The sequence below is a fragment of the Haloarcula argentinensis DSM 12282 genome, assembly GCA_000336895.1.
In the GTDB taxonomy this organism is placed as follows: Archaea; Halobacteriota; Halobacteria; order Halobacteriales; family Haloarculaceae; genus Haloarcula; species Haloarcula argentinensis.
In genome coordinates this window covers 209,709-234,569 of sequence record AOLX01000017.1, presented here as the reverse complement: position 1 = coordinate 234,569, position 24,861 = coordinate 209,709, and the positions used below count along the sequence as shown (strand labels likewise).

Below are 24,861 nucleotides of genomic sequence, written 5' to 3'. Positions count from 1 at the left end.
TAAAGGCATTGCCGCCGACCAGCCCTACCACCGGTGATCGGAGTGGGGTATGAAGCGGTCAGTAGACCAGCTCTCCGGAGATGAACTTCTGGGTGCGGTGGTCCGACGGGTTCTGGAAAACCACTTCTGTCGGGGCTATTTCGGTTATCTGCTCGTCGAGTAGCACTGCAACCCGGTCTGCGACCCGCTCCGCCTGATGCATGTCGTGTGTCGCCACCACGACACCGATACCCCGGTTCCGGGCCTCGGCAATCGCGTCCTCGATAACTGCAGTGTTCCGTGGGTCCAGATCAGATGTCGGTTCGTCGAGTAACAGCAGGTCCGGGTCGTAGGCCAGCGCGCGGGCGAACGACACCCGCTGGGCCTCGCCGCCCGAGAGCGAATCCGCGTGCTGGTCCATCTTCTCGGTCAGCCCGACGACGTCGAGGGCCTCGTGAACGGCCTCCGCGGTGCCGTTCGAGCGAACTATGGACTGGAGTTCGCGCTGCAGTCTGGCTGTCCACGACCTGCGGATTCGAAGCCCGTATTCAACGTTGCGAGCGACCGGCGCGTCGAACAGGCTCGCTTCCTGAAACACCATGCCGATACGCCGACGCAGCGAGAGCCGTGTCGCTTCGTCGACGGCCCACACGTCCGTGTCGTCGAAGGCGATGGTTCCCTCGTCCGGTTCCAGTGAGAACGCGAGCAGCCGAAGCAGCGTCGTCTTCCCGACGCCGGACGGGCCGATGACGGCAACGACCTCGCCGGGTTCGATCCCGATTGAGAGGTCCCGGAACACGTCGCCATCTCCGTAGGCGTGTGATACGGCCGTGACATCGAGCATTATCGCTGCACCCCCTGGTCGCCCAGTCGGATGACGATAGCGTTGACCGTCAACACGAGCGTGACCAGCACGGCCCCGAGAATCATCGCCGTCTCGTACTGTCCCTGTCGGGCTTCGAGTTGAATCGCGGTCGTTAGCGTCCGCGTCTTCGAGATGCCGCGTGCGCTCGTGATGTTCCCGCCGACGATGAGCACGGACCCGACTTCGCTGATGGCACGGCCAAAGCCCGCAAGCACTGCCGTTGCGATACCGTATCTGGCCTCCTTGAGTACGACTAGCGCCACGTCGAGGCGTGTTCCGCCGAGAACGTGTGCGGCGTCGCGGACGTTGTCGTCGACGCCACTGATGGCCGCGAGGCTGATCGCCGTAATCGGCGGCGTTGCCAGGACGAACTGAGACATGATCATCGCCTCCTTGGTGAATATCAACTCTAGGTCCCCCAGCGGTCCCTGGTTCGAGACGGTAAACAGTACGAGAAGACCGACGACCACGCTTGGAAACCCCATCCCCGTGTTGATGACCGACTTCACGAACTGCTTGCCGGGAAAGTCAGAAAACCCCATCACCACGGCGATCGGGAGGCTGAAAAGCGTACTCAGCGCCACGGCGATGACACTCACGTACAGCGAGACGTAAATGATACTGGACACGTAGCCTTCTCGGAACGGAAGGTCGACCACGGCCATCGGCAGGTATCCGACTGACTCTAGGGCCACGCTTACTCGTCCGAGTCGCTACTCCAGCCTTCCGGAACGTACTGCTGGAAGTTGGGGTCCTCGGAGACGGCTTCCGGGAAGAACAGCTGTTCTCCGTTGACCTGATAGTTCGCAATCGCGTCCTGGGTTCCGGGGCTGGTGATCCAGCCGATGTATGCCATCGCCAGGTCGTAGTTCGCGTTGTCGTGGACGCCGGGATTGACCGCCATAATCCCGTACGGGTTCGCGAGGATCTCCGGTCCGTCCTCGATCGGCCCCTGCACCAGAATGACGAGGTCGATCTCCGAGCGCTGGGAGATGTACGTCCCGCGGTCCGAGAGCGTGTACGCGCCCTGCTGGTTAGCGATGTTCAGCGCCTCACCCATGCCGGTCCCGGTCTCCTGATACCAGTCACCGCCTGGTTCAGTTCCCGCCGCTTCCCAGAGGTTGAGTTCCTTGGTGTGGGTACCGGAGTTGTCCCCGCGTGAGACGAACTGGGCCTCCGACTCGGCGATAGTTGTCAGTGCATCGGTCGCTGAACCCATGCCCTGAATCCCTGCCGGGTCGTCTTCGGGGCCGACGATGACGAAGTCGTTGAACATCAGGTCCCGGCGGTTGATGCCGTATCCGTTGCGCATGAACTCGTCTTCGAGACCGCGGGCGTGGACCATCACGATGTCCGAGTCACCGTTGCGGGCTGATTCGAGGGCTGCACCGGTCCCCTGTGCGACTGCGTCGACCGACACGCCGTACATATCCTCGAAGTCGGGGTGGATCTCGTCTAGCAGGCCCGTGTCGTACGTACTCGTCGTTGTCGTAAGTGTCAGAGTTTCGCCGGCCACCCCTGGCTGACCGCCGCCCCCCGATTCTGCTTCCGTTTCCGCTTCAGTCTGGCCGCTGCTTTCCCCGGACTGCGCACATCCGGCGGTAGTTGCTAACGCGCCTGTCCCTATCGCCGCAATGAACTCTCGTCGTTGTATCGGCATAGATACATCGTTGGCCTAATAGCAAATATAATTTATGCTGAATAAACTGTCGTATCAATTCTGTTAGGGCCGTGTGGACGACGGCGGTGGCAGACGCCCCTCGTGGCTCGTCGTCTTGAGAAGTACTGGCGACAGCGTAGCCACTCGTGGTAGACACGAAACGGCGGAAGAAGGCTCCCCCGTCAGCGATGATTCATTGCCGAGAGCGAATGCAAGTGGCTGATGCACTCTATCGCCACCAGCCGCAGCCAAACGCTTTGTCCCCCTCGATTTCACTTCCACTCCGGTACGCGTGTGTTTATACGGCTTGACCGCCAAGGCCGAGATAGGGACCGCCGGACTATGTCACACGCTCCGCTGGTCCCTTCCCCTTTGAGACAAGCACGGATAGCCCCGCGGCTGTTCGGATGCATTCCAGTCGATTATGAAACCGCCACAGTAACAGTCTGGTTTGCGAACGCTAGTCAGCGAAGCCCGTGAGAACGCCGCGGCCATCGGTCCGACCGAGGTCCGACAGTGTCGCCCGCTCCGGGTGGGGCATCATGACGGCGACGTGCTCGGCTTCGCCGGTGACGCCGGCCACGCTATGCTTCGAGCCGTTCGGGTTCGCCTCGGGTGTGACAGTCCCGTCCTCGTCACAGTACTTGAACAGAATCCGGTCCTCGGCTTCGAGTTCGTCCAGACGCTCGTCAGTGATCTCGTAGCGACCCTCGCCGTGAGCGATCGGGAGTTCGACGACCTCGCCGTCCTCGTACTGGCTGGTCCAGGGCGTGTCGGCGTTCTCGACGCGCAGGTGGACGTGCTCACACTGGAAGCGGGCGCTTTCGTTGGTCGTGAACGCGCCGGGAGTCAGCGACGACTCACAGCCGATCTGTGCGCCGTTGCAGATGCCAAGTACCGGCGTTCCCTCGCTCGCGGCTTCGCGGATTTCGGCCATGATCGGCGAGCGGGCGGCCATCGCGCCGGCACGGAGGTAATCGCCGTAGGAGAAGCCGCCGGGGAGGACGACGCCCTCGACATCCTCGGGAAGCCCGTCTTCGTGCCAGACGAGGTCGGCGTCGAAGCCCAGCGACTCCAGCGCCTGTACGGAGTCGCGATCGCAATTAGAGCCGCCGAACTGGATGACGGTAATAGTCACGCGAGCCACCCCATGTGGGAACAGACGATTGCCGTCAGTTTCGAGGCGATGGTCATTCTGCCTGTGCCACCTCAATGTCGTAGTCGTGGATGGTGGGGTTCGCGAGGAGTCGCTCGGCCATCTCCTCGGCGCGCTCGGCCGCGTCGTCGGCGCTGTCGGCGTCGAGGTCCAGTTCGAACACGTCCGCCGAGCGGAGGTCGTTCAGATCGAAGCCGAGCCGTTCTAGTGAGCGCTGTGTCGTCTCGGCCTCGGGGTCGAGGACGCCCCGCTTGAGCCGGACTGTGACGGTCGCGGTAAAGGCAGTCATTACTGGCAAGCGAGCGGGCAGCGGAGAAAACGCTTGTGTTCTCCCGACAGGTCACGTCCCGGCACCGACCGGCGTCCAGTTGGTCGGCTGGTCGCGCAGGCCGGCCACCCGGAGATCGAGGGCACCCTGGTCGGCGCGAACGTCGACCCGGCCGTCGAAGAACCGAGCCACGCTTTCGACGACCTGCTCCTCGTGGGCGTTCGGGTCGAGCACGCAGACGCCGAGGCCGTCCGCGGTTCCGACCCGGCCGGTGATGGTGTTGAGGAACCGGTACACCGCCCTCACGTCGTCGCTATAGACGAGTAGCGGCGTCAGCGTAATGATGCCGGTCCGGACCCGCGTGTAGCCGCTGGCGTACGTCGATTCATACTGGCCGGAGTACTCGATACCGATACCGGTCAGGTCCGCCGGCGTGTTGACTGTGGACACGCTGTCTTCCGGCAGGTCGCCGCTTTCCTGTGCGCAGTCGATGACACGGACCCGGTCGCGGTCGAGGACGCCGCCGTGGCGCTCGAAGTCCTCCAACATCGTCGTGGCGTCGCTGTCCGTCGCGATGAGGACTGTCCCGCCGTCCGCGTCGGAGCTACAGAGCAGTCGCAGTCCCATCTCCCGCGCTCCGCTCAGAACCGGGCCGGTGACGAGCAGGCTCGTCCCCGGTTCGACCGGATTCAGCGGCAGTCCGTCGAACGTGTATCGGTCGTCCCGTCGCTGTGCCATCAGGAACCCCCCTGCAGCCGGCGTCGCAACAGCAGTTGTTCCTCGACCTCGTCAGCGAACCGCTGGAGGTCGTCCAGCTCTGTCTGCGTGTAGCGCCGCGGTTCGCCGTCGGTACAACAGACGGCACCGACCGCGTTCCCCTCCTCGTCCGTGATTCGAACGCCCGCGTAGGACCTGATATTGAGCTGTTTCAGCGCGTCGACCGCCGCGAAGCGCGGGTCTTCGTGGGTGTCTTCGACGACCATCGTTTCGTCCGAGAGAATCGTATGCGTACAGATGGTGTCTTCGCGGGAGAGGGTCCGCCAGTTAGCTCCCTCACACGCCACGAACCGCTCCTCGTGTTCGTCCATGAGGCCGACGAAAGCCACGTCGATGTCGAAGTGGCTGGCCATGAGCGCCGTCAGCCGGTCGAACGCGTCTGTCGCCGCCAGCTGGTCGATGTCGTATCGCTGGACGGCGGCTAGCCGCTCCGTCTCGGTCTCCGGAATCGGGTAGGCCGCCTGCGTTACCTCAGCGGCAGCCATGGCAGCCACATCCGCAAGCCGCTCCCGGGACTCCGGGACCGTCCGCGGCACGTATTCGACGACCTGTTCGGGACCGCCACGAGGGAGATCCGACGGTGCGTGTTCGGTATAGAGGATCACTACACAGGCCGGGTTCACCGAACGAACCGCGTCTACCACGTCGAACCCATCCCCATCCGGGAGATCGAAGGCCGTCACAACGCAGTCGACCGACCGGTCAAGTGCTGTGGTCAGCGTATCGAGGGACCCAACTCCTTCGACTGCGAGTCCAGCGTCGCCAAGTGCGTCGGCCGTCTCGGCGCGCTCGTCGGCGTCCGGCTGCGCACAGAGAACCGTCGGCGAATCACTCATCACTGCCGTACATACACCGACTGATACACAAAGGGTTGGTGGCCACGCTCGGTGGAAAACGAAGGCTTTTGCCGTGGGACTGCCGACTCTGCGTCAAATGAATCACGACGCTGTCCGGAGGTGGGTATCGTGACTCGCGATCTGACTGAGATTACGGTCGTCGGTGAGGACGACACGGGCCTCATCGCCGAAGTGACCTCGCTCCTGTTTGAGCGCAGCATCAACATCGAGGACCTCGACCAGGCCGTCCGGGAGGGCGTCTTCCGGATGACCATGCGCGTCGACACGTCCGAGATGGTGACGACGGAGGAGAAACTCCGCGAAGACCTCACCGAACTCGGTGACGGACTCGGCGTCGACGTGCAGGTCCGGTTCCCCGCCGACCGCGAGACCCAGACCATCGCCGTCCTCGTCACGAAGGAGTCACACTGTCTGGAGGCACTGTTCGAGGCGTGGGCCAACGGCGACCTCGGGGCCGACATCGAGGTGGTCATCGGGAACCACGACGACCTCGAACCGCTGGCAGACAAGTACGACGTCCCGTTCCACGATATCGGCGACGAGAAAGGGACGCCGGACGAGGACCAACTGCTCGACTTGCTCGCGCAGTACGACGCCGACCTCATCGCGCTGGCCCGGTATATGCGCATCCTCTCGCCCGATGTCGTCTTCCGGTACGAGAGCCGGATCATCAACGTCCACCCGAGCCTGCTGCCCGCCTTCCCCGGCGCGTCGGCATACATGCAGGCCATCGAGGAAGGCGTCCGCATTGCCGGCGTCACGGCCCACTACGTGACGACGGATCTGGATCAGGGACCGATCATCACCCAGCGCGCGTTCAATGTCCCTGACGATGCCACCGAAGAGGAACTCCAGCAGATCGGCCAGCCGCTGGAAGCCGAGGCGCTCATCGAGGCTATCAAGCTCCATCTCAACGACGAAGTGAACGTCCACCGCGGCCGGACGAAGCTTCGGGACCCCGAGGAGACCTCGGCCCAGCTCGGCGCACCGGAAAAACTCGATCAGTTGAACCCCGACCGTCCCATTGACGGCCTCGGCGAATTCGTCGCCGAGGACGACGGTGAGATAGAGGCTGACGACTGAAAACGCGCTATCTTTTTAAACCTCTCAGAGTTCACCAGCGGCGCTGACGGCATCGTCGAGCGACGGCGCGTCGAACACGTCGCCGCCGACGTAGGCGTTCGTGCCGGCGCAGTAGAGGTCCCGCGCGACCTGGATTACGTCCTCGTCGAGCGGCTGCGGCGACTCGTCACAGAGTGCTTTCCAGTCGGCGACGCCCTCAGTGTCGGCCTGCTGTTTGGCCTCGCTTACGGCTTCGACCCACGCGGACTGGGTGCGCTTGTGGTACTGGCGGATGACTTCCTTCGAGACCTGCTGGCTCTCGTAGGAGAAGCGGTTCTCGTCGAACGTACCGACCACATCGGCTACGCGGATCTCCCCGTCGTAGTACAGACACTCGATTTTCCCGTCCTCGTGGACGAGGTTGGCCTCGGCGGCCTGCTCGGTGACGATGTGGTTGACCGCACGGGCCAGTTCTTCGAGGCGATCGATGCTGGCCGCGCCGGCGATCCGGTCGGCTCCCTCTCGGTCGAGGTAGCGGTCTTGCTCCTCGTATTTCGTCGAGAACTCGACGATGGGCTCGTCGAGGTCGACGACCTCGTCGGGCCACGTGTCGTAGTCGAGCCCGTGGTCTGCAGGCTCGGTCCGGGACCGAAGTGACGACCCGACGCCGACTCGATTCCGGAAGACAATCTCCAGCGGGATGAGGTAGTTCTCATCGGCCCCCGTGTGGTAGGCGTCATAGTCGTAGCTCCCGTCTTCGAAGGGGAGGTCCGGGACTTGCGTGAGTTCGATGACCATCTCCTCGGGGGCGGCGTCGGCCGACAGCGCCTCGCCGAGGTCGAGTACCTCGTCGCTGCCGGGGAGCCTGACGCCCTCGTAGTGTGTCGGGACGTGGTTCTCCTCCAGTAGCTGGAAGTTGTACGCGCCCATCGTACACAGCGACGCGCCCTTGTCGGGGATCTGGTCCGGCATCTTCCCCCAGTCGAAGACGGAGTAGTCGTCCGTGAACACGAACGCGCCGCGGCCGAGCCCCTCTGCCGTCGCCGGTTCGTCCACGCGGAATTCCTTGACGCTCGTCATTGTGCCCGCCTTTCGCGCCGGGGACAAAGACGTTTCTCATACTGTTGGCTATAACTATTTCAAGATATTCGCGGTAGCGAAATTCTTTCCAGACAGTATCACTCGCGCTCGGAAGGCAACGTTTTCTGTCGGGCTGTCGACTGACCGGCTGATGGCTTCCAGTCTGTTGGTCGAGGTCACGATCATCGTCGCCGCGACGGTCGCGATCTGGAAAGGGAGCGACTGGCTCGAAGCATCGAGTGAACGGCTCGCGACGTACTACGGTCTCCCGGAAGTCGTTCAGGGCGCGATTATTGTTGCCGTCGGTTCGAGTTTCCCGGAGCTTGCGACCGTCGTCGTCGCGGCACTTGGCGGGTCGATGCCGCTTGGCGTCGGCGCAATCGTCGGTTCAGCGATATTCAACGTCCTCGTCATCCCCGCAGCCGCGGGCGTCGCGACCGACGACGAACTCGAATCGAGTCGGACGCTCGTCTACAAGGAGGCGCAGTTCTACATGCTCGCCGTCTCAGTCCTGCTCATCACGATGGCGCTTGCGGTCATCTACTACCCCGGCGAGGCGACGCTCACGGGCGTCATCACGCGGCCGCTGGCGGCGATTCCGCTCGCGCTTTACGGGCTGTACGTCTTCATCCAGTACCAGGACACCGCTGACCACGATCCGGGAGAAGACTGGACCGCTGGCATCTCTGTCGGGCGGCAGTGGCTCTTCCTCCTGCTGGGCCTGGCTGTCATTCTCGTGGCTGTGGAAAATCTCGTCCACTCCGTCAGGGTCATCGGTCGGGCCGCCGGCGTTCAGGAGTTCCTGCTCGGCGTGACGATTCTGGCGGCGGCGACGAGCCTCCCCGACACGCTCGTCAGTGTCAGGGCAGCCCGCGACGACCGCGGGGTCACGTCGCTCGCGAACGTCCTCGGCTCGAACACCTTCGACCTGCTCGTCGCCATCCCGCTCGGCGTCTTCATCGCCGGCGCGTGGACTGTCGACTTCGCGATGGCCGTGCCGATGTTTGGCGTCCTGACCGGGGCGACGATTCTCCTGTTTACCGTTCTCCGGACCGACCTCGTGTTGAGCGAACCCGAATCCTATGCGTTACTCGGCGCGTACGCGGCTTTCGTCGCCTGGGTTATCGTCGAGACTGTAGGCTGGGTCGGCGGCGTATTGCCGACCTGATGGAGCGACTGCAGTCGCTTGTGTGCCGGAACACGAGGACCTGTCGACCTTGTGGACCATGTGCGTACCCATACGTTTTTGACCGTTCTTTCCCTCCTGTCCAGCAATGCCGGACGTCCCAGAGACCGTCGGTACTCCGGACGGTTCCACCGAGTTCGAGCACCGTCCGACGACTGACCAGTCGTTCGAGAACGCGCTCGCCAAGGCGAGAAACGGGACGCGACTGACAGTCGACGACGCCGTCGAACTCTTGACCACGGGCACCGATCGGGACGGCATCGACCACGACCGGAAAGAGCAGGTGCTCGAAGCGGCTGACCGACGCCGGGCGGAGGTCGTCGGCGATGAGGTCACCTTCGTCGCGAACCTCAACAACAACGTCACGACGGCCTGCAACACGGGCTGTCTGTTCTGTAATTTCAAGGACCGCTCCGAGCAGTTCCGGAGCGACTATCAGGAGGACCATGGCGGCTTCACCAAGACACCGAGTGAATCCCGCGAAATCGTACAGGACGCCCTCGACCGGGGCATCTACGAGGTCTGTTCGGTGTCGGGACTCCACCCCGCCCTCGCACTGGACGACGAACACAGAGAGATACTGGAGACGAGCGATCGCGGGGACCTGAACTACCGCTCGCCCGACGAGTACGAGAAAGACCCAGCTACCTACTGCGAGCAACTCAGCGCGATGAACGTCGGCGATGTCCACCTCCACTCGATGACGCCGGAGGAGGCCTATCACGCCCGCCGCGGCACCGACTGGTCCTACGAGGAGGTGTTCGGCCGACTGCAAGACGCCGGCCTCGACAGCGTTCCGGGTACGGCTGCAGAGATCCTCGTCGACGAGGTCCGTGACGTCATCTGTCCGGGGAAGATCCGCACCGACGAGTGGCTCGAAGCGATGGAGGCGGCCGCGTCGGTCGGCCTCGACATGACCTCGACGATGATGTACGGCCACGTCGAGAACGAGCGCCACCGCGCGCTGCACCTGCAGCGCATCCGCGACCTGCAGGACCGGACCAGCGCGATCACTGAGTTCGTCCCGCTATCATTCGTTCACGAGGAGACACCGCTGTACGAGCGTGGCATGGTCGACGGTGGCGCGACCATCGACGAGGACGAACTGCTGATCGCCGTCTCGCGGCTCTTCCTCGACAACGTCGACCACATCCAGGCCTCGTGGGTCAAATACGGCGACACGCAAGGGCTGAAGATGCTCACCTGCGGTGCAGATGACTTCATGGGGACTATTCTCTCCGAGGAGATCACCAAACGCGCCGGCGGCGACTACGGCGAGTTCCGTTCGTTTCAGGAGTACGCCGATATGATCACTGCCATCGGCCGCACGCCCGTCGAGCGATCGACGGACTACGAACAGCGGCGCGTCATCGATCCCGACGCCGACGTACTCGGCCCGCAACTCGGGCCACAGGCTGACGGAACGCCGTTGCTCGAGTAAAGTAGTGGACCACGGCTGGGCACTGGCCGTGGTCGACGTGGTAGAGTATTCCGCCTGGCACTGCTGTCAGAGGCACGCCCAGGCATGATACATATTGGTCCGCCAGCGTTTGTGTAGATATCGCCCAGAGAACTAGGTGATTGATGTCCGGTGTCTGTTCTGGCCAGGCTGACCGTTCACCTGAGGGGCTGGTCGCCGGTGTCACAGCGTCACTGGATTCACACCCCGGTCCAGTATCGACCGGAACCGCTCGCCGGCCTCGTCATCGGTCTCGATGGCCGTCTCGATGGGCTTCGAGAGCCAGCCGTCGTCGACGAAGTGGTCGTAGACCGGCAACCGCTCGCTCAGTGGCACCTCGGCGGCCTCGGCGACGGCCGTCAGTTCCTGCAGCGCGGGCCACTCGTACTCGGGGTTGATGTGGTCGACTGTGACCGGGGAGACGCCGCCCAGATCGTCGATGCCGCAGTCGGTCAGGTCGCGGGCGGGCGCGAGGTTCGGAGGAACCTGTACGGACACCTCCTCGGGAAGCGCCGCGCGGGCCATTGCTGTCACCCGGCGCATTGTCGCCAGGTCGGGGGAGCCGCCCTGCCAGCGCTCGTTCTCGACGACGGGCTGGACGATAACTTCCTGGATGTGACCGTAGCGCTCGTGCATCTCGCGGATGGCAAGCAAGCTCTCGGCGCGGTGTCGCCAGTCCTCGCCGATGCCGACGAGGATACCTGTCGTGAACGGCACGCCCAGTTCGCCGGCCACCCGGAGGGTATTAAGTCGCTGACCGGGACTTTTCGCTCGCGGGCCGCCGTGGGCCTGCACCTCGGTGGTCGTCTCCAGCATCACGCCCATCGAGGCGTTCAGGTCAGCGACGTGGGCCATCTGCTCGCGCGTCTGATCGCCCGGATTCGCGTGCGGGAGCAATCCCTCTTCAAGGGCGATTTCGCAGGCTTCCCGGAGGTATTCGTGGATGGAGTCGTGGCCCCACTCGGCAAGCTGGTCGTGGATCGCTGTGTAGCGGTCGTCCGGATCGTCGCCGAAGGTGAACAGCGCCTCGGTACAGCCGGCGTCGGCCCCGCGACGGCAGGTCTCGCGGATCTCCTCGGGGTCCATCAGCTCCGCCTGCCCCGGCGGGTCGTAGTACGTGCAGTAGGTGCAGGTGTATCGGCAGGCGGTCGTCAGCGGCAGGAACACGTTCCGGCAATAGGACAGCGCCGACGCGGCCTCGACGTCTTCGGGCATCACCGACAGCAGTCGCTCGATGTCGGCGTCCGGGATCTCGATAGCGACGTCATACGCGTCCGTGCCGGGTATCACGTCCCGGGGTGTGCACCCCACGAACAAAAACCTTCACTCGCGGCTCACGGTGACACGGCCGTCTGTGAGTGACAGACTGAAACCGGCGTCAGTGAGCCAGTCCGCGGCCGCGCCGTCGCTGTGTAGCAGCACCTCAGCGAGGTCGGCCGGTTCGTCGATGTCGGTCGCGAGCCGCCGGGAGTCGACTTCGGTCACGCTGGCTCCCACGTCCCGGGCAATCCGCCGGTGGTCACGTATCGACGCGCCGTGGTAGTCGACCCTGAACTCGGGGTGCCGACAGACGAAGGCATTCGTCCCGCCGCCCAGGCCCGGGGCCAGCACGAAATCGGCGTCGGGGGCGAGCAGTCGCTCGATGCTTTTCGGGGTTACGAGCGGCAAATCTGCCATCACGACGGCAAGCTCCCCTTCGCCGCTAGTCACTGTCGACGCGAGCAAGTCGTTGACGAGCGGGTCGAGTCCGCGATCGTCGACGGTGACCGGCACGGCACAGTCGACCGGTGCTGTCGAGATGATCTCCGGTTCGTGGCCCGCCGCTGTCACCGCCTCGACGACGTCTGCAAGCATCGCTTCGGTAAAATCACGGCGCTCGTCGGGAGAAAGAACGGATGCAAGTCGCGTTTTGGGATCAGACCCCGAGACGGGGACGACGAGACGCATTACAGCTTGGAGTACTCGTCCTCACTCATCTGGGTGTACGCGTAGTAGCCGCCACCGACCAGCAACAGGAGGACGACGAGTCCGCCGCCGACCAGCAGGAGCGTTTGCTGAGTCTGGGCGCTCTGCTGGGCCTGCTGCGCCTGATTCTCGGCCTGTCCGGCGAGATCCTGGGCGTTCTGGAAGTTCCCGTTCTCGTATGAGGAGATGGCGCTACTGACTAGCTCCTCGGCCTCTTCGTTCCCACCGGCTTCGTCGATTGCGGCCTGCGCGTCGTCGATTGCCTGTCTCGCTGACTGGCTCTCTTCAGTGTAGTGGTGGACGGTATCGTTGCGGAACTCGTCCTCGTTGCTCCCACTGATACGACTGAGCGAGGCGACCTGATAGTTCTGTGCCGGGTCGTACGTGTAGTTCGAGATGGCCGGCGTCGTGCCGACGAGCTCGATGCGAACCTGGTCTCCGTTATTGTCGATCTCCAGATCCTGCTCGAAGGACTGGTCGCCATAGGTTTCTTGGCTCACCTGGCTACCCGCACGTAACACGGTAACCGTCCAACTAACGTCCTGGAGCTCGGTCGAACCGGCGAGCGTCCATTCGTTCGGCGCGTCGGTGAACGGGTCGTCGATAGTGTACGTCACCGACACCTCTTCGTCGACGGCCGTCTCGGTCGGGACCCCCTCGGCAGAGACAGAGAACGCACTCGCTGTGCCGGCGGTCGCGAGCAGCGCGACAACACAGAGGAGTGCGGCGGTCTTGTTAGAACAGCGGATCAAGTTCATCTTCGTCGTCTTCGACCAAGTCCTCTAAGTTATCTTCGCTTTGGTTACGGATATCGTCGATGTTGTCCTGGGCCTCGATGGCGACCTGCTGGAGTTCCTTGATGCGGGGAACGTTGTGGACGCCGGCCAGCAGGATGGACGCGGCCACTTTCGGGGCGTTGGTCGGATAGTCGCCACCGCGGACCTCCATCGAACCGGTCTGCTCCTCGAGCCACTTCCGGCCGCGTTCTATTCCCTTCCGGTTCAGGTGCTCCGGCGGCCCTGCCATCACGAGCAGGGCACGCTCCGCACCCTCGATCTCACAGGGAAGCGTCAGCCGGCCGAGTGCGGCTTTCCGGACGAGCGACGTGATACGGTTCGTCGTGTTCGCTGTATCCATCCCGTCGTCGGACGAGTCGTCGCCCTTGAACCGCGAGAGCAGACCGCCGCCGCCGGAGGATACCTCGACGTCCTCGGAGGCATAGCCGACGGTGGACACGCCGCCACCGTCGAGCGTGTTGATGATCTCGGAGGAGTCGACGACGCTTTCGGCGACGTTGTCGCCGGCCTCGATTTCGCCGGCCCCGAACAGCACGCCGAAGCGCCGGACGATCTCCTCGTTGATGTGGTCGTAGCCGCCTTCGACGGACTCGCCAGTCTGTCGCCAGGCGTCGTTGTCGAACACCATCAGGTTGTCCACCTCGCGCACGAACGTCTGGAACGAGCGAGCGGCGTTGAGGGTGTAGATGCCACCCTCGTCACTGCCCGGCAGAACGCCCAGCCCGTACACTGGTTCAGTGTAGATGCGTTTGAGGTGTTTCGCGACGACCGGCGACCCACCCGACCCCGTCCCGCCACCGAGCCCGGCGACGATGAGGAAGGCGTCGACTTCGTGAACGGGGATGTTGTCGATCGCGCCCTGCACCTCGTCGATGTCCTCTTCGGCGATTTCCGCGCCGAGTTCGTTGTCCGCGCCCACGCCGTGGCCCTTGACGCGAGCCTGACCAATGAGTACTCGATTCTCTTCCGGAATGTGTTCTAGCCCAAGCAGGTCTGCTTTTGCTGTATTGACCGCAACAGCAGAGCGGACGATTCCCGAGCCGGTCTCCTTGTCGTACTCGAGGAACTTGTCCACAATTTTGCCACCGGCCTGCCCGAAGCCGATCATCGCCAGTTTCATTATATAGTTCTCCGCTTAAAGGGTCAAAGAGCGATAGCGAGTATAAGTGTTTTGCCCGGATCTCAGCCTTGAAAGCCAGGATTGAAAATCAATACTAGCTAACATAACTCCCTTTAGGGGGTGACTACTGCCGACACTTATCTGTGGAGGTATCCGCTGAGTGTCGTTAGAGAGCCACTACTGGCGCCGAACGCGTCGATTTCGTTCGTTGCCGGAGTGTTATCGAATTTGAGTGAGCGGTACTGGTCGGCACCCATCGGGAACCCGACGCTCCCCAGAACAGAGAGACCGACCTTCGCTAGCGGCATCGGGAGCGGGACGATGCTTACCGACGATCCCTCGGCATCGTACACCTGATTGGTCACGTCCCTGAGCGTCAGCACTTCCGGTCCACCGACCTCGTAGGTCTCGCCGACGTGCGCCTCGGATTCGATGCTATCGACGAGCATCGGCACGAGGTCACCGACCCAGATGGGCTGGAACTTCGTCTGTCTGCCGCCGCCGGGAAGCGGATACAGCGGGACGCCGGGCGCGAACATCCCCTTGAGACGCTTCGTGAACGAGACGAACTCCCCGCCCTCACCGAAGACGACCGATGGTCGAAAGATGGTCCAGTCCAGCGAAGACTCCGTAACGACCTGCTCGGCCCGGCCCTTCGACCGGATGTAATGCGTGTCGCCATCGGGGTCTGCACCCAGTGCGCTCAGCTGGACGTACCGTTCGACGCCGTGTTCCTCCGCGGCCTGCACGCTGTTTTCGGTCCCGCCGAGATGGATGCGTTCGTGCATCTTGTCCCCGCCATCCGGCTTGAACAGGGGCGACAGTGCGACCAGGAAATACACCGCGTCCTGATCTTCGAACGCCCCCTCGATGCTCCCGTAGTCTGTGACATCCCCGGCGACGGTTTCGACGCCGTCTGGTAGCGTCGCGTCCTCCGGTGATCGGGACAGCGCAGTGACGGTGTGTCCTCGCTCATCGAGTTCGCGGCACAGGTGTTGTCCGATGAAGCCAGTCCCGCCGACAACAAGTACATCCATAGGCTCCAGTACGGTCGGTAGAACCGTAAAGGTGGGCGTATTTGTTCGTCTGGTCGGCCCGCAGTCCGGTCACTTGTGTCAGCTTACGGATGCACTGTCGGGTCGGGGCGCTTACGTCCCCCCACACGGATTGTGAGGTATGCTCGTCACGCTCGAAGGCTTGGACGGGAGCGGCAAGACGACCGTGTGGGAACGGCTCCGAAGCGACGACACGGTCCCAGATGACGCCGTCTTCACGCGCGAACCGACCGACACCTGGTACGGAGATGCCGTCCAGCGCTCCATCGACGACGACGACGCGGACTCGCTGGCCGAACTGTTCCTCTACACGGCCGACCACGCCGCGCACCTTTCGGATACGGTCCGACCGGCACTCAGCGAGGATCGGCTCGTCGTCTCCGACCGCTACAGCGACTCACGGTACGCCTATCAGGGTGCGACACTCGAAGCGACCGGGACGTTCGACGACCCGCTGTCGTACGTCCGGGAAGTTCACGCCCCGTGGACCCGTCCGCCGGACCTGACCGTGTATCTCGATCTCGATCCCGAAACCGCCGCACGGCGAAGCGGCGCGACGAACAAGTTCGAAACCGCTGACTACCTTTCAACGGTTCGGGACAACTACGAGCGACTCATTGACGCCGACCCGGAGCGGTTCGTACGCGTCGACGCGACCGCCGACCCGGACACCGTGTACGAACGCGTCCGAGCGGCGATTCTCGATTAATCCATCGACGCCGGCAGTTCGACCTCGTCGGGGGCGGGCATCCAGAAGTAGTCGAACGTCATCCCGGTAGCGAGTGGTACAACGACAGTCACGAGCATGACGGCAGTCGTGGACCCGAGGTTCGCACCGAGACTGAACACGCCACTCAACACCAGCAGGATGACGACCATGACGACCGGACAGAGGAGTAGCGAGTAAACGAGGCTTCCCCACCGCGTGTGCAAGCGGACGCGGAAAAAGCGCGTCATGAGCGCCGTCACAGCACTGTTGACCAGCACGATGACGAGCAGGCCGATAATACCGGCGACACTGACCATGTTCGACGTAGGGCGGCAAGTCCCTTTGCCGTGTCGAAACAACGTGACCCGCTTACTCTAAACAGATGTACGTGCGCGTGTCAGCGACGCCGTTGAGGTCACGGACGTGGCCCGAGACCGACTGCATGATATCGTACACCTCCGTGCCCGTCGCTTCGGCGATGATGTCGTACTGCCCGGCGACGATATGTGCCTCGGTGATACCCTCGGCGTCGCGAACCGCCGCAAGAAGTTCTTCTGATTTGCCGGCAGCGGTCTTGATCATAATAAACGCGCTAACCATATTGTGGTGTGTCGTGTCATAGCACGAAAAAACTTCCGTCAAGAGACAACAATAGCTTCGTTGTTTGATATCGTGGTCAAGGCGTCCGGTGGTTCCACCGGGTGGGTACTTTTATTCACCCCCGTCCCATAGGAGAGTGTATGCGATTCGTTATCGTGGGTGCAGGTCGTGTCGGACTGCGGACGGCTCGCGTCCTGCAAGAGAGTGGCCACGAAGTTGTCCTCATCGAGCGCGATGAGAACGCAGTTGAGCGCGCGCGAACGGCTGGCTTCGAGGTGATCGCGGGCGACGGCGCTATCGAAGAGACGCTCGGCAACGCCGACCTCGAAGCTGCCGACGCGCTCGGCGCGCTCACCGGCGACCTGAACGACAACTTCGTCGCCTGTATGATCGCCAAGGAACACGGCTGTCGAACCGTTATGCGTATCGACGAGGACTACCGCGAGGAGATTTACCGACGCTATGCTTCCGATGTCGACGAGGTCATCTACCCCGAGCGGTTGGGTGCTATCGCCGCGAAGAACGCGCTGCTGGGCGGGAACATCCGCGCAGTCGCTGACATCGCACAGAACCTCCAGCTCGTGGAGTTTACTATCCAGCGGCAGTCGCCGATGGAAGGGTACACGCTGTCGGAACTGGAGCTTCCGTCGGATTCCCGGCTGATGGCGCACGGGAAAGGTGAGGACCCGCTCGCCATTCCCGACCCGGACGAAACGCTAGAGGCCGGTGATCGAGTCGTGATACTGGCCGACTTTGGGACGCTCTCCGATGTCCGTAGTATCGTTGTCGGTGAATCAGAACGCGCGACCGCGCTTGGAGGTGCCTGAATATGGTCATTGCCTACGTGATGGTCAAAGCCCACACCGGTGACGCGGACCGTCTGAAAGACGACATCGAAGCCGTCGACGGCGTTGTCGAGGCCCACATCGTCGCCGGTGACGTCGACTTTATCGCAAAAGTAAACGTGGAGACGCCCGCCGAAGTCAAGGACGTCGCAGCGACACACATCCAGGAAATCCAGGGCGTCGAAACGACACAGACCTATATCGCGATGGATTGAGACGGAGCGCTCTCTCTGTTTCCGTGCCTGGAACCGTACAGCTACAGCGGCGTCCCGCCACGAGAGCCCTCGCTCCCGCCGGTACTCGCAGAGTTGAGTAAGTCAGCCACGACGCCGACGTAGTCGTAGCCGGGAATGACGCCCTCCACGTACGTCCCCTCGACGTACTCGACGAAGGTCTTGGCGACGTCCGCGGCCTGCCGTTCGCCACCCATCGTGTACTCGAAGGTGACCACGACCTGCTCGCCGTCTTCGACGACGCTGTAATCGTCCAGTTCGACGGCAGTTCGGGTCGCTTTCGGCGCGTCTTCGAGCCGTCGTGCCAGCGTTTCGAGCCAGCCGTCGACGACGGCATCACCAACTTCGTCGCTTGTCGCGGCCTGTAGCGACGGTGCTCTGACCGTCACCTCGTAGTTTGTCCGCCACTCTTCGCCCTCGGTCGCAGTCACGCGGCCGTCGAAGTTCGTCGTCTCGACAGCGTAGCTATCTCCGGCTGGGACGAGCGCATCGTGTCGGCCGAACGCTTCGGCAACGTCGTCTGGCACATCAGTCATTACGCCAGCATAGGCCACAGACGTGCAAAAACGCGTCGTGTCCGGACACTCTCTGTCGTGTCGCTACCGCACCCGAATCTGTCACCTACACAAGCTATGCCATATCTGAGACACGCCGGACCACCGTGCGTGTCTCCGTGAGCGATCAGCGTTGCATCTTGTGACCGTTTGCGGCGAACTGCCTCCGAGTCACAGTATCTGCTGGACGGTGGTTCGAATCCCGTTTGCATCGTTCTTCGTGTCCACTTGTCGCAGAATGCGAGGGATGGGATTCGAACTCGAATGCAAACGCTCGCGTTGCTCGCGTTTCCGTAGTTCGAATCCCACTACGACATTCGCTGCTCACGGATTGTTCGCAACAGAATGCGAGGGATGGGATTCGAACCCACGGACCCCTACGGGAGCGGGTCTTAAGCCCACCGCCTTTGGCCAAGCTCGGCTACCCTCGCGCAGATTGAACTCTGCGGGGGCTAGTGAATGGTCCTTTCGGTCTTGGACTGCGAGGAGGGAACCGCCTCATATCACAGTTACGTCAGTGAGACTCGACAGCGAGCATGACACACCGATTCGACTGTCACCTCCTCCGGGTCCCTACTCTTCGACCGGGAGTCTCTCGGTCGGAAGGAACTTTGTCCGGTCCGCGTGGTCGAACGTAGCGACGGGTGTCCCGTCCAGTTTCCTGAGCAATGTCTGGAACGTCGCACCGTCGTTCGCAGCGCGAACCGCGTTCCCGGCATCTCGGAGCTCGTACGCGCCAGCGATGAAGAGCGACGCTGCGTCCGGGTCGAAGTACTCGACGGCCAGAAACACCTGTTCTCCGACCGTCCGCCGGTACACGTCGTACGCTTCGAGGGGATTCGATTCGACCAGCCGCGCCACGTCTTCGGCCTTGTTGCCCGGAATGACGAACACGAGTTCGAGCCCGTCACCGTCGTCGACTGTCTGCAGGCCCGCATCCCCGGCCGGGACGACGACGGCCTCGCGGCCGTTAGAACGCCGCTGGTCTGCCAGTGCCTGTGTCTCTTCTAACGTCTGTTTCCACGATACCTTGCGGTCGTCCGAACCGGCGGCAAGCCGTTCGAGGTCGTCCGTCCCCTCGCCACCTGTCTTTACCATACCCTGTCGTTACGCCCGCGGGAGGTAAATGGTGGTGTCACTGGACGCCGAAGACGACCTCCATGCTCAGGGAGAGCCCGAGGACGAACAGACTCGCAACGAAGAGTTTCACCGGCGGCGAGAGTCGATCTTCGGGCGGGGCGAGCGTATCGAGCGACGGGGCGACACGGGCCAGCGCTGACTCGAACGGCGTCCGCTCGCGCGCTGACACGCCGAACGACACGTCGGACCCGTCTGGCTCGTCGGAATCGAGAGAGGGCGCACGCCACAGCGTGACCGAGGCGTAGCCGAACAGCGCGAAGCCAATAAAAAACAGGACGAACTTCACTGTCACCCAGCCACCGCCACGGAGCGGCGAGAGCACGCCGCCGATAAGCGTAGCTGTGAGCGTTACACCGAGGGCGTACCACAGCAGATCGAGTACCTTTCCCGCCAGGTTATCCATCGTGCGTGTCGTAGCCACGTTGGCGCAGTTCTTCGCCAGGGGAGACGTGCTCCTGTGCATGCCGGTGACAGAAGCTCATCTGCCTGTCGTCGACATCGTAGTACTGCGGCGTTTCGGTGTCACACTGACCGCCGAACACTTCTCTGAGGTAGGCACGAGCGGCGTCGGGATCGCCATCACTGAGATACGTCGCCGCCTGCTCGACGTGCTCCTGTACGTCTGGCGGAAGGGTCACGTCGTCGAACTCCTCTTCGACGATCTCCTCGCTGTCGGCCAGCGCGGTGTCGAACCCGAGCCGTTCCTTGAGCCGCTCACCGACCGACTGCTCCGCGCGGGACCGCTCGCGAATGACGTCACGGAACTCTCGGATCCGGTCCCACACCGCATCGCTAGCGTCTATGTCCTCTGGCCGAATCCGAACGGGACACCGCGTTGCGAAGGGACACCCCTCCGGTGGGTCCCGTGGACTCGGTGGTGATCCCGGCAGGGTAATCCGGTCCACCTGTACCGTGGGGTCAGGTTCCGGAATCGCCGACAGCAATGCGCGCGTGTAGGGGTTTTCCGGGCTCTGGAACAACTGTTCCGTCGGCCCGACCTCCATGAGGTTCCCGAGATACATCACCCCGACGCGGTCACAGATGTGCCGGACCACGCTCAGGTCGTGCGCGATGAAGAGATACGTGAGGCCGAACTCCTCTTGCAGTTCCTCTAGCAGATTGAGTATCTGGGCCTGAACGGACACGTCGAGTGCCGAAACGGGCTCGTCGAGGACGACGAACTCCGGTTCGAGTGCGAGTGCGCGAGCAATGCCGATTCGCTGTCGCTGCCCGCCGGAGAACTGGTGGGGATACCGGTAGTAGTGCTCCGGCATGAGCCCGACCTGGTCGAGCAGTGTCCGCACCTTTTCCCGACGCTCGCGGGCCGTGCCCTGTTCGTGAACGTCCAGCGGTTCGCGGATGATCTCGCCGACAGTCATCCGGTCGTTGAGGCTCGACTCGGGGTCCTGAAACACCATCTGGGCGTTGCGGCGCCACTCCTTGAGGTCGCCGCCGCTAAGTTCGGTTATATCCGTTCCATCGAAGGAGACCGCCCCGGACGTGGCCGTCTCCAGTTGGATGAGCGTCCGACCGAGAGTCGTCTTGCCACAGCCGGATTCACCGACCAGTCCGAACGTCTCGCCGCGTGCAATCTCGAAGTTCACGCCGTCGACGGCTTTTACGGGATCGCTTCCAAGCAGCCCGCCGTCTTCGTAGTACGTCTTCAGATCCTGCACATCGACCAACGTCTCGCCGGTCTGGTGGGACACAGTGTCGACGACTGATTCACTCATCTGAGCCACCCCCCTCACTGTGTCCGCCGGTGTCACCGGCACTGTGGCCGTGGCCGCCATCGGCCCGTGCGTCGCTGTCTTCGGGACCAGTATCCTCACTAGCTTTTCGGCGCTCAGCCGGCCAGTCATCCGCCGACAGTGCTTCGTCTGCTTCGACGCCTGTCTGGTCCGCGTTCTCTTCGTGCTGTGTCACAGTGTCGTCGGTAGGCATATCTTCGGGGTACAGGAGACACGCGGCAGTGTGGTCTGCTGATTCGCCGACCTCGACGTGCGCGGGATGGACCCGCTCACACTCGTCGAAGCCCTTCGGGCATCGACTGACGAACCGGCAGTACGACGCCGATTCGTGTGGCGTCGGTACGTCCCCTTCGATAGTGGGTAGCCGATCCGTACTGGGGTTCCGGCCAGGAATGCTCTGCAGTAATCCCTGCGTGTATGGGTGGTGTGGGTTCGCGAACAGTTCCTCTACGGGTGCTTGCTCGACGACTTCGCCGGCGTACATCACGGCGACGCGGTCGGCGACCTCCGCGATGACGCCCATGTCGTGCGTAATGAACATGATACCGATGTCACGCTTCGCCTGAATTTCCTGTAGCAGGTCCAGAATCTGGGCCTGAATGGTGACATCGAGTGCTGTCGTCGGCTCGTCACAGATGAGCAGATCTGGGTCACAGGCCAGTGCCATCGCGATGACGGCTCGCTGACGCATCCCGCCAGAGAACTCGTGTGGGAACTCATCGACACGCCGTGCCGCGTCGGGGATGCCGACTGCACGCAGCAGTTCGATGGCCTCCGACTTGGCCTCAGCGCCCTCCATATCGCGGTGGAGCTCCAGCGCCTCGATGATCTGGTTCCCGACAGTGTACACCGGGTTGAGCGAGCTCAGCGGGTCCTGAAACACCATCGCGATGTCGCCGCCACGAACTGACCGGTATTGCTTCTCCGAAAGCGCCGTCAGCTCTCGCCCGTCCAACCGTATGGACGACTCTTCGCGGATTTCGCCCGGACTGTCGACCAATCCCATTATCGAGCGTGCGGTGACGCTCTTACCCGAACCGGATTCGCCGACGATCCCGAGCGTCTCGCCGCGTTCGATATCGAATGAAACGCCGTCGACAGCGCGGATCTCCTCTTTATCACTGTGGAACACGGTCCGGAGGTTGTCAACGGCCAGCAGCGGCTCGCCGTCTTCGGTGTGGCTCATCCGCCACCACCTCCGGCGGCCGCGCCAGCTGCACCGCCTTCAGCACCCTCGCTCTGTGGGTCGATAGCGTCACGAATCCCATCACTCAGTGCGTTGAACCCGGTAACGACCAGCGTAATCAGGATACCCGGAATGAGCGAGATGTGCCAGGACTGACTGGCGATGTACTGTTGCCCGATGTTGATCGCCCGCCCCCACTCGGGAGTCGGGGCGGTAATCCCGAGCCCGAGGAACGAGAGCGCAGAGACGGAAATAATGACGCCACCGAGCGTCAGGGAGGCGTAAACCAGGAGATAGCCGAGGATATACGGTGCCATATGTTTCCGCATAATCACAGTGGGTCGCTGGCCGTAACTCTTTGCCGCGTCGACCCACTCCTGTTCGCCGACCTGTAACGCAGGGCCACGTACCGCTCGCCACAGCCCCGGCCAGCGTATTAACGCAAACAGGAGGATGAACAGCATCGCTCCGTTGTACAGCTCCGCTATCCAGTGGTTCTTGAACACCACTGTCGCAAGAATCACCAGCAGTAATGCTGGCATTGCCTGCACGGAGTCACTGGTCAGTACCACGATGAGGTCGGCCACCCCCTTGTAGTAGGCGGTAACTAATGCCAGCGTCGTCGCGATAAAGCCTGCAATCGCCATCGACCCGAGGCCGATGAACAGCGACACCCGTGCGCCAAAGGCGAGGAAGGTGAACAGGTCCTTACCGCTGACGAGCGTTCCGACGGGATGGAACCGCCCGAAGTCGTCGTAACTCCAGATTCCGACGTTGCTGTCACCGCTCCCGCGGGAGGCGGAACCAAGATTCGCCTCGCCGATCGTAATTGTTTCCACCGTCTCCGTATCCGCGTCGTAGTACTGCATATCGTGGGAGTACGGTCCCTGGATATTCTCTTCGGCTGTCGTTGGGCCGACAACGGGAGCGAACGCGGCCATCGTAATGAAGAAGACGACGACAGCGAGCCCGAACAGGCCCCAGTAGTGGCTTCGGAGTCGGTCGATGACGTCGTCAGTCGGTGTCCAGTCAGCAGCGCGATAGTGTCGACGGAACGTCACGTACCCGTACCACAACCAGCCCAGCAAGACCGCAACGTATGCATACACCAGCAGGAAGCGAATGAGCCATGCGTACTTCGGCTCAAGGCCGAGGAACGTGCCTTGCCAGGCGCTCCCGTCGTAGTACCCTCGGTTGGGTATCAGTTCGCGGCTCAGCAGGTGCGGCAGTTCGCTGAAGAACGCCGACGCACTGGCGAACGCCTCGGCACCGGGCGCGCCCGGAAGTAGCCCGAGTCCGAAGCCAATCGCGCCGAGCAGCCCATCGAGGTACGTCGGTCCCTCAAGCAACAACAGGAGACAGAGCCCGGCCCCCCACAGCAATGCCGGCCCGGGGTGGGCCTTGAGTCGGTCCCGTAACGGCTGATCGATGTCTTCGGTGAGTTCTGTCTCCATCATGCGTCGTACCCCACGCGTGGGTCGATAATTGTGTACGCGAAGTCCTGTACGATATTCAGCCCGACGATAAGGAGGATAAACAGATACATCAGTGTTCCAACAAGCGGGAGGTCACCCTGCTCTGCCGCTCGGAAGAACAGGAGACCGATACCGTTAATCGAGAAGACAGTTTCGACGAGTACTGACCCGCCAATCAGGATGAACGCTTCCGCAGTGATCACCGGCACGAGCGGAATCAGGGCGTTTCGGAAGATGTGCTTCCACACCAGTACTCGCGGTGAGACGCCTTTGGCCTTGGCCGTTTCGACGTACTTCGAGTTGATCGTTTCGAGCACGGCAGTTCGGCCGATACGCATCTCTGTCCCCATCGACGCGGACCCGAGCACCAGTGCGGGCGGCAGTATCTGCTTTGTCGCTTTCGCGAGGTTGGTCCATGCCTGTCCCGGGTCAGTTATCAGTCTCGTGGGATTCTTGAGCACGGCAAGGTTCGGCGAGGTCACGACGTTCGTCTCCACGATGAAGCTGGTCCAGCTGAACCCGAACAGCTGTTCCGACTGCGAGAGCACCGTCACCAGAATGACCGCGAGCCAGAAGTTCGGCATCGCTCGCCAGACAATCCCACCGAAGGAGGCGAAGTAATCCGAGAACGTATTCGGATTCAGGCCGGCGTAGAAGCCCAGCGGAATGCCGATTCCGAGGGCGATCAGGACCGCCCAGAATCCGAGCCAGATCGTCCGCGGTGCGTAGCTAATGATAAGGTCGATGGCCGGCGTCCCGGAGTTGATAACCCACGACTGGCCCAGATCGAACATGAACAGGTTTCCCATAAAGTCGAAGTACTGTTCCCAGAGCGGTTCGTTCAACCCTAACCGTTGTTCGATCTGTCGGATCGCGCGTGCGTCACCTTGCGGGCCGAGGATCGCCGCTGCAGGACTGAGCGGCCCCAGCCGGATAATTGCGAACGTTACTGTCGTCCCGAATATAATAACAGGGATTGACAGTACCAAGCGCTTGAGCATATACGTAGCACGGCTCATGGCTTAGCTTGTCTCCGTTGTACGGGTACTTGTGAGTTCATAATCTCTGAGGGCTGCGAAGTT

The 24,861-nt window shown here is 62.5% G+C and carries 28 protein-coding genes and 1 tRNA gene; 6 read left to right on the top strand and 23 right to left on the bottom strand.

The window, feature by feature from the left end; genetic code table 11:
• Positions 1-58: 58 nt before the first annotated feature.
• The 7 genes from C443_RS10140 to C443_RS10110 form a co-directional block, all read right to left on the bottom strand.
• Positions 59-823 carry an ABC transporter ATP-binding protein gene (locus tag C443_RS10140; protein ID WP_005536077.1) on the bottom strand — a complete coding sequence of 255 codons (765 nt, stop codon included), beginning with the start codon at positions 821-823 and terminating at the stop codon, positions 59-61.
• Complete coding sequence (locus C443_RS10135) at positions 823-1,509, bottom strand: ABC transporter permease (protein ID WP_005536076.1); 687 nt, start codon at positions 1,507-1,509, stop codon at positions 823-825. Before C443_RS10135 ends, C443_RS10140 begins: the two co-directional genes overlap by 1 nt.
• Positions 1,510-1,541: 32 nt before the next feature.
• A complete protein-coding gene (locus tag C443_RS10130) occupies positions 1,542-2,504 on the bottom strand; it encodes a substrate-binding domain-containing protein (RefSeq protein ID WP_049943998.1) in 963 nt (320 codons plus the stop codon).
• Between the two features lie 460 nt (positions 2,505-2,964).
• Positions 2,965-3,642 (bottom strand): phosphoribosylformylglycinamidine synthase I, encoded by a 678-nt coding sequence (gene purQ, locus C443_RS10125; protein ID WP_005536074.1) that lies wholly within the window; start codon positions 3,640-3,642, stop codon positions 2,965-2,967.
• 52 nt (positions 3,643-3,694) lie between these two features.
• The gene (gene purS / locus C443_RS10120; protein ID WP_005536073.1) at positions 3,695-3,949 is read right to left on the bottom strand and encodes a phosphoribosylformylglycinamidine synthase subunit PurS; all 255 of its coding nucleotides are present in this window, start codon (positions 3,947-3,949) and stop codon (positions 3,695-3,697) included.
• Positions 3,950-4,000: 51 nt separating this feature from the next.
• Positions 4,001-4,666 (bottom strand): DUF7504 family protein, encoded by a 666-nt coding sequence (locus C443_RS10115; protein WP_005536072.1) that lies wholly within the window; start codon positions 4,664-4,666, stop codon positions 4,001-4,003.
• On the bottom strand, positions 4,666-5,541 hold the full coding sequence (locus C443_RS10110; protein WP_005536071.1) for a GAF domain-containing protein: 876 nt from the start codon (positions 5,539-5,541) through the stop codon (positions 4,666-4,668). Before C443_RS10110 ends, C443_RS10115 begins: the two co-directional genes overlap by 1 nt.
• 120 nt (positions 5,542-5,661) lie before the next feature.
• Here C443_RS10110 and C443_RS10105 point away from each other — a divergent pair, with 120 nt between their 5' ends.
• The gene (locus C443_RS10105) at positions 5,662-6,645 is read left to right on the top strand and encodes a formyltetrahydrofolate deformylase (RefSeq protein WP_005536070.1); all 984 of its coding nucleotides are present in this window, start codon (positions 5,662-5,664) and stop codon (positions 6,643-6,645) included.
• Positions 6,646-6,669: 24 nt separating this feature from the next.
• Here the strand turns inward: C443_RS10105 and C443_RS10100 are convergent, their stop codons facing one another.
• Positions 6,670-7,704 (bottom strand): phosphoribosylaminoimidazolesuccinocarboxamide synthase, encoded by a 1,035-nt coding sequence (locus C443_RS10100; protein ID WP_005536067.1) that lies wholly within the window; start codon positions 7,702-7,704, stop codon positions 6,670-6,672.
• Positions 7,705-7,855: 151 nt separating this feature from the next.
• Here C443_RS10100 and C443_RS10095 point away from each other — a divergent pair, with 151 nt between their 5' ends.
• Positions 7,856-8,872: a sodium:calcium antiporter gene (locus C443_RS10095; RefSeq protein WP_005536064.1), complete on the top strand. Its 1,017-nt coding sequence runs from the start codon at positions 7,856-7,858 to the stop codon at positions 8,870-8,872.
• A 106-nt stretch (positions 8,873-8,978) separates the two neighbouring features.
• On the top strand, positions 8,979-10,331 hold the full coding sequence (gene cofH, locus C443_RS10090; protein WP_005536062.1) for a 7,8-didemethyl-8-hydroxy-5-deazariboflavin synthase subunit CofH: 1,353 nt from the start codon (positions 8,979-8,981) through the stop codon (positions 10,329-10,331).
• A gap of 201 nt (positions 10,332-10,532) precedes the next feature.
• Here cofH and cofG read toward each other — a convergent pair whose 3' ends face one another.
• The 5 genes from cofG to C443_RS10065 all read right to left on the bottom strand — a co-directional run bounded on the left by cofG (position 10,533) and on the right by C443_RS10065 (position 15,268).
• Positions 10,533-11,639: a 7,8-didemethyl-8-hydroxy-5-deazariboflavin synthase subunit CofG gene (gene cofG, locus C443_RS10085; protein WP_005536060.1), complete on the bottom strand. Its 1,107-nt coding sequence runs from the start codon at positions 11,637-11,639 to the stop codon at positions 10,533-10,535.
• A gap of 33 nt (positions 11,640-11,672) precedes the next feature.
• Positions 11,673-12,296: a 2-phospho-L-lactate guanylyltransferase gene (gene cofC / locus C443_RS10080; RefSeq protein ID WP_005536058.1), complete on the bottom strand. Its 624-nt coding sequence runs from the start codon at positions 12,294-12,296 to the stop codon at positions 11,673-11,675.
• The gene (locus C443_RS10075) at positions 12,296-13,072 is read right to left on the bottom strand and encodes a hypothetical protein (RefSeq protein WP_005536056.1); all 777 of its coding nucleotides are present in this window, start codon (positions 13,070-13,072) and stop codon (positions 12,296-12,298) included. Before C443_RS10075 ends, cofC begins: the two co-directional genes overlap by 1 nt.
• The gene (locus C443_RS10070; protein WP_005536054.1) at positions 13,050-14,231 is read right to left on the bottom strand and encodes a tubulin/FtsZ family protein; all 1,182 of its coding nucleotides are present in this window, start codon (positions 14,229-14,231) and stop codon (positions 13,050-13,052) included. Before C443_RS10070 ends, C443_RS10075 begins: the two co-directional genes overlap by 23 nt.
• Positions 14,232-14,368: 137 nt before the next feature.
• Positions 14,369-15,268 (bottom strand): complex I NDUFA9 subunit family protein, encoded by a 900-nt coding sequence (locus C443_RS10065; protein WP_005536050.1) that lies wholly within the window; start codon positions 15,266-15,268, stop codon positions 14,369-14,371.
• A 139-nt stretch (positions 15,269-15,407) separates the two neighbouring features.
• Here C443_RS10065 and tmk point away from each other — a divergent pair, with 139 nt between their 5' ends.
• Complete coding sequence (tmk, locus tag C443_RS10060) at positions 15,408-15,995, top strand: dTMP kinase (protein ID WP_005536048.1); 588 nt, start codon at positions 15,408-15,410, stop codon at positions 15,993-15,995.
• Here the strand turns inward: tmk and C443_RS10055 are convergent.
• Both C443_RS10055 and C443_RS10050 read right to left on the bottom strand, forming a co-directional pair.
• Positions 15,992-16,312, bottom strand: coding sequence for a hypothetical protein (locus tag C443_RS10055; protein ID WP_005536046.1), 321 nt, complete (start codon positions 16,310-16,312; stop codon positions 15,992-15,994). The two genes, tmk and C443_RS10055, sit on opposite strands and share 4 nt — an antisense overlap.
• A 52-nt stretch (positions 16,313-16,364) precedes the next feature.
• Complete coding sequence (locus C443_RS10050) at positions 16,365-16,595, bottom strand: Lrp/AsnC family transcriptional regulator (RefSeq protein ID WP_004593871.1); 231 nt, start codon at positions 16,593-16,595, stop codon at positions 16,365-16,367.
• A 140-nt stretch (positions 16,596-16,735) separates the two neighbouring features.
• Here C443_RS10050 and C443_RS10045 point away from each other — a divergent pair, with 140 nt between their 5' ends.
• Positions 16,736-17,422, top strand: a complete 687-nt coding sequence (locus C443_RS10045; protein WP_005536044.1) for a potassium channel family protein — start codon at positions 16,736-16,738, stop codon at positions 17,420-17,422.
• A gap of 2 nt (positions 17,423-17,424) precedes the next feature.
• Positions 17,425-17,655 carry an Lrp/AsnC family transcriptional regulator gene (locus tag C443_RS10040; RefSeq protein WP_004593869.1) on the top strand — a complete coding sequence of 77 codons (231 nt, stop codon included), beginning with the start codon at positions 17,425-17,427 and terminating at the stop codon, positions 17,653-17,655.
• 41 nt (positions 17,656-17,696) lie between these two features.
• On the opposite strand, the gene C443_RS10035 is transcribed toward C443_RS10040, so the two are convergent.
• The 8 genes from C443_RS10035 to C443_RS10000 all read right to left on the bottom strand — a co-directional run bounded on the left by C443_RS10035 (position 17,697) and on the right by C443_RS10000 (position 24,798).
• Positions 17,697-18,209, bottom strand: a complete 513-nt coding sequence (locus C443_RS10035; protein ID WP_005536043.1) for a DUF5813 family protein — start codon at positions 18,207-18,209, stop codon at positions 17,697-17,699.
• A gap of 364 nt (positions 18,210-18,573) precedes the next feature.
• Positions 18,574-18,658: transfer RNA gene (locus C443_RS10030), tRNA-Leu, on the bottom strand.
• Positions 18,659-18,800: 142 nt separating this feature from the next.
• Positions 18,801-19,325: a DUF7529 family protein gene (locus C443_RS10025; RefSeq protein WP_005536042.1), complete on the bottom strand. Its 525-nt coding sequence runs from the start codon at positions 19,323-19,325 to the stop codon at positions 18,801-18,803.
• A 37-nt stretch (positions 19,326-19,362) separates the two neighbouring features.
• On the bottom strand, positions 19,363-19,770 hold the full coding sequence (locus C443_RS10020; RefSeq protein WP_005536041.1) for a DUF7555 family protein: 408 nt from the start codon (positions 19,768-19,770) through the stop codon (positions 19,363-19,365).
• Positions 19,763-21,100 (bottom strand): ABC transporter ATP-binding protein, encoded by a 1,338-nt coding sequence (locus C443_RS10015; RefSeq protein WP_005536040.1) that lies wholly within the window; start codon positions 21,098-21,100, stop codon positions 19,763-19,765. The genes C443_RS10020 and C443_RS10015 overlap by 8 nt, the downstream gene beginning before the upstream one ends.
• Positions 21,093-22,304, bottom strand: a complete 1,212-nt coding sequence (locus C443_RS10010) for an ABC transporter ATP-binding protein (RefSeq protein ID WP_005536039.1) — start codon at positions 22,302-22,304, stop codon at positions 21,093-21,095. The genes C443_RS10015 and C443_RS10010 overlap by 8 nt, the downstream gene beginning before the upstream one ends.
• Positions 22,301-23,758 carry an ABC transporter permease gene (locus tag C443_RS10005; RefSeq protein WP_005536037.1) on the bottom strand — a complete coding sequence of 486 codons (1,458 nt, stop codon included), beginning with the start codon at positions 23,756-23,758 and terminating at the stop codon, positions 22,301-22,303. The genes C443_RS10010 and C443_RS10005 overlap by 4 nt, the downstream gene beginning before the upstream one ends.
• Positions 23,758-24,798, bottom strand: coding sequence for an ABC transporter permease (locus C443_RS10000; protein WP_005536035.1), 1,041 nt, complete (start codon positions 24,796-24,798; stop codon positions 23,758-23,760). Before C443_RS10000 ends, C443_RS10005 begins: the two co-directional genes overlap by 1 nt.
• Positions 24,799-24,861 lie beyond the last annotated feature (63 nt).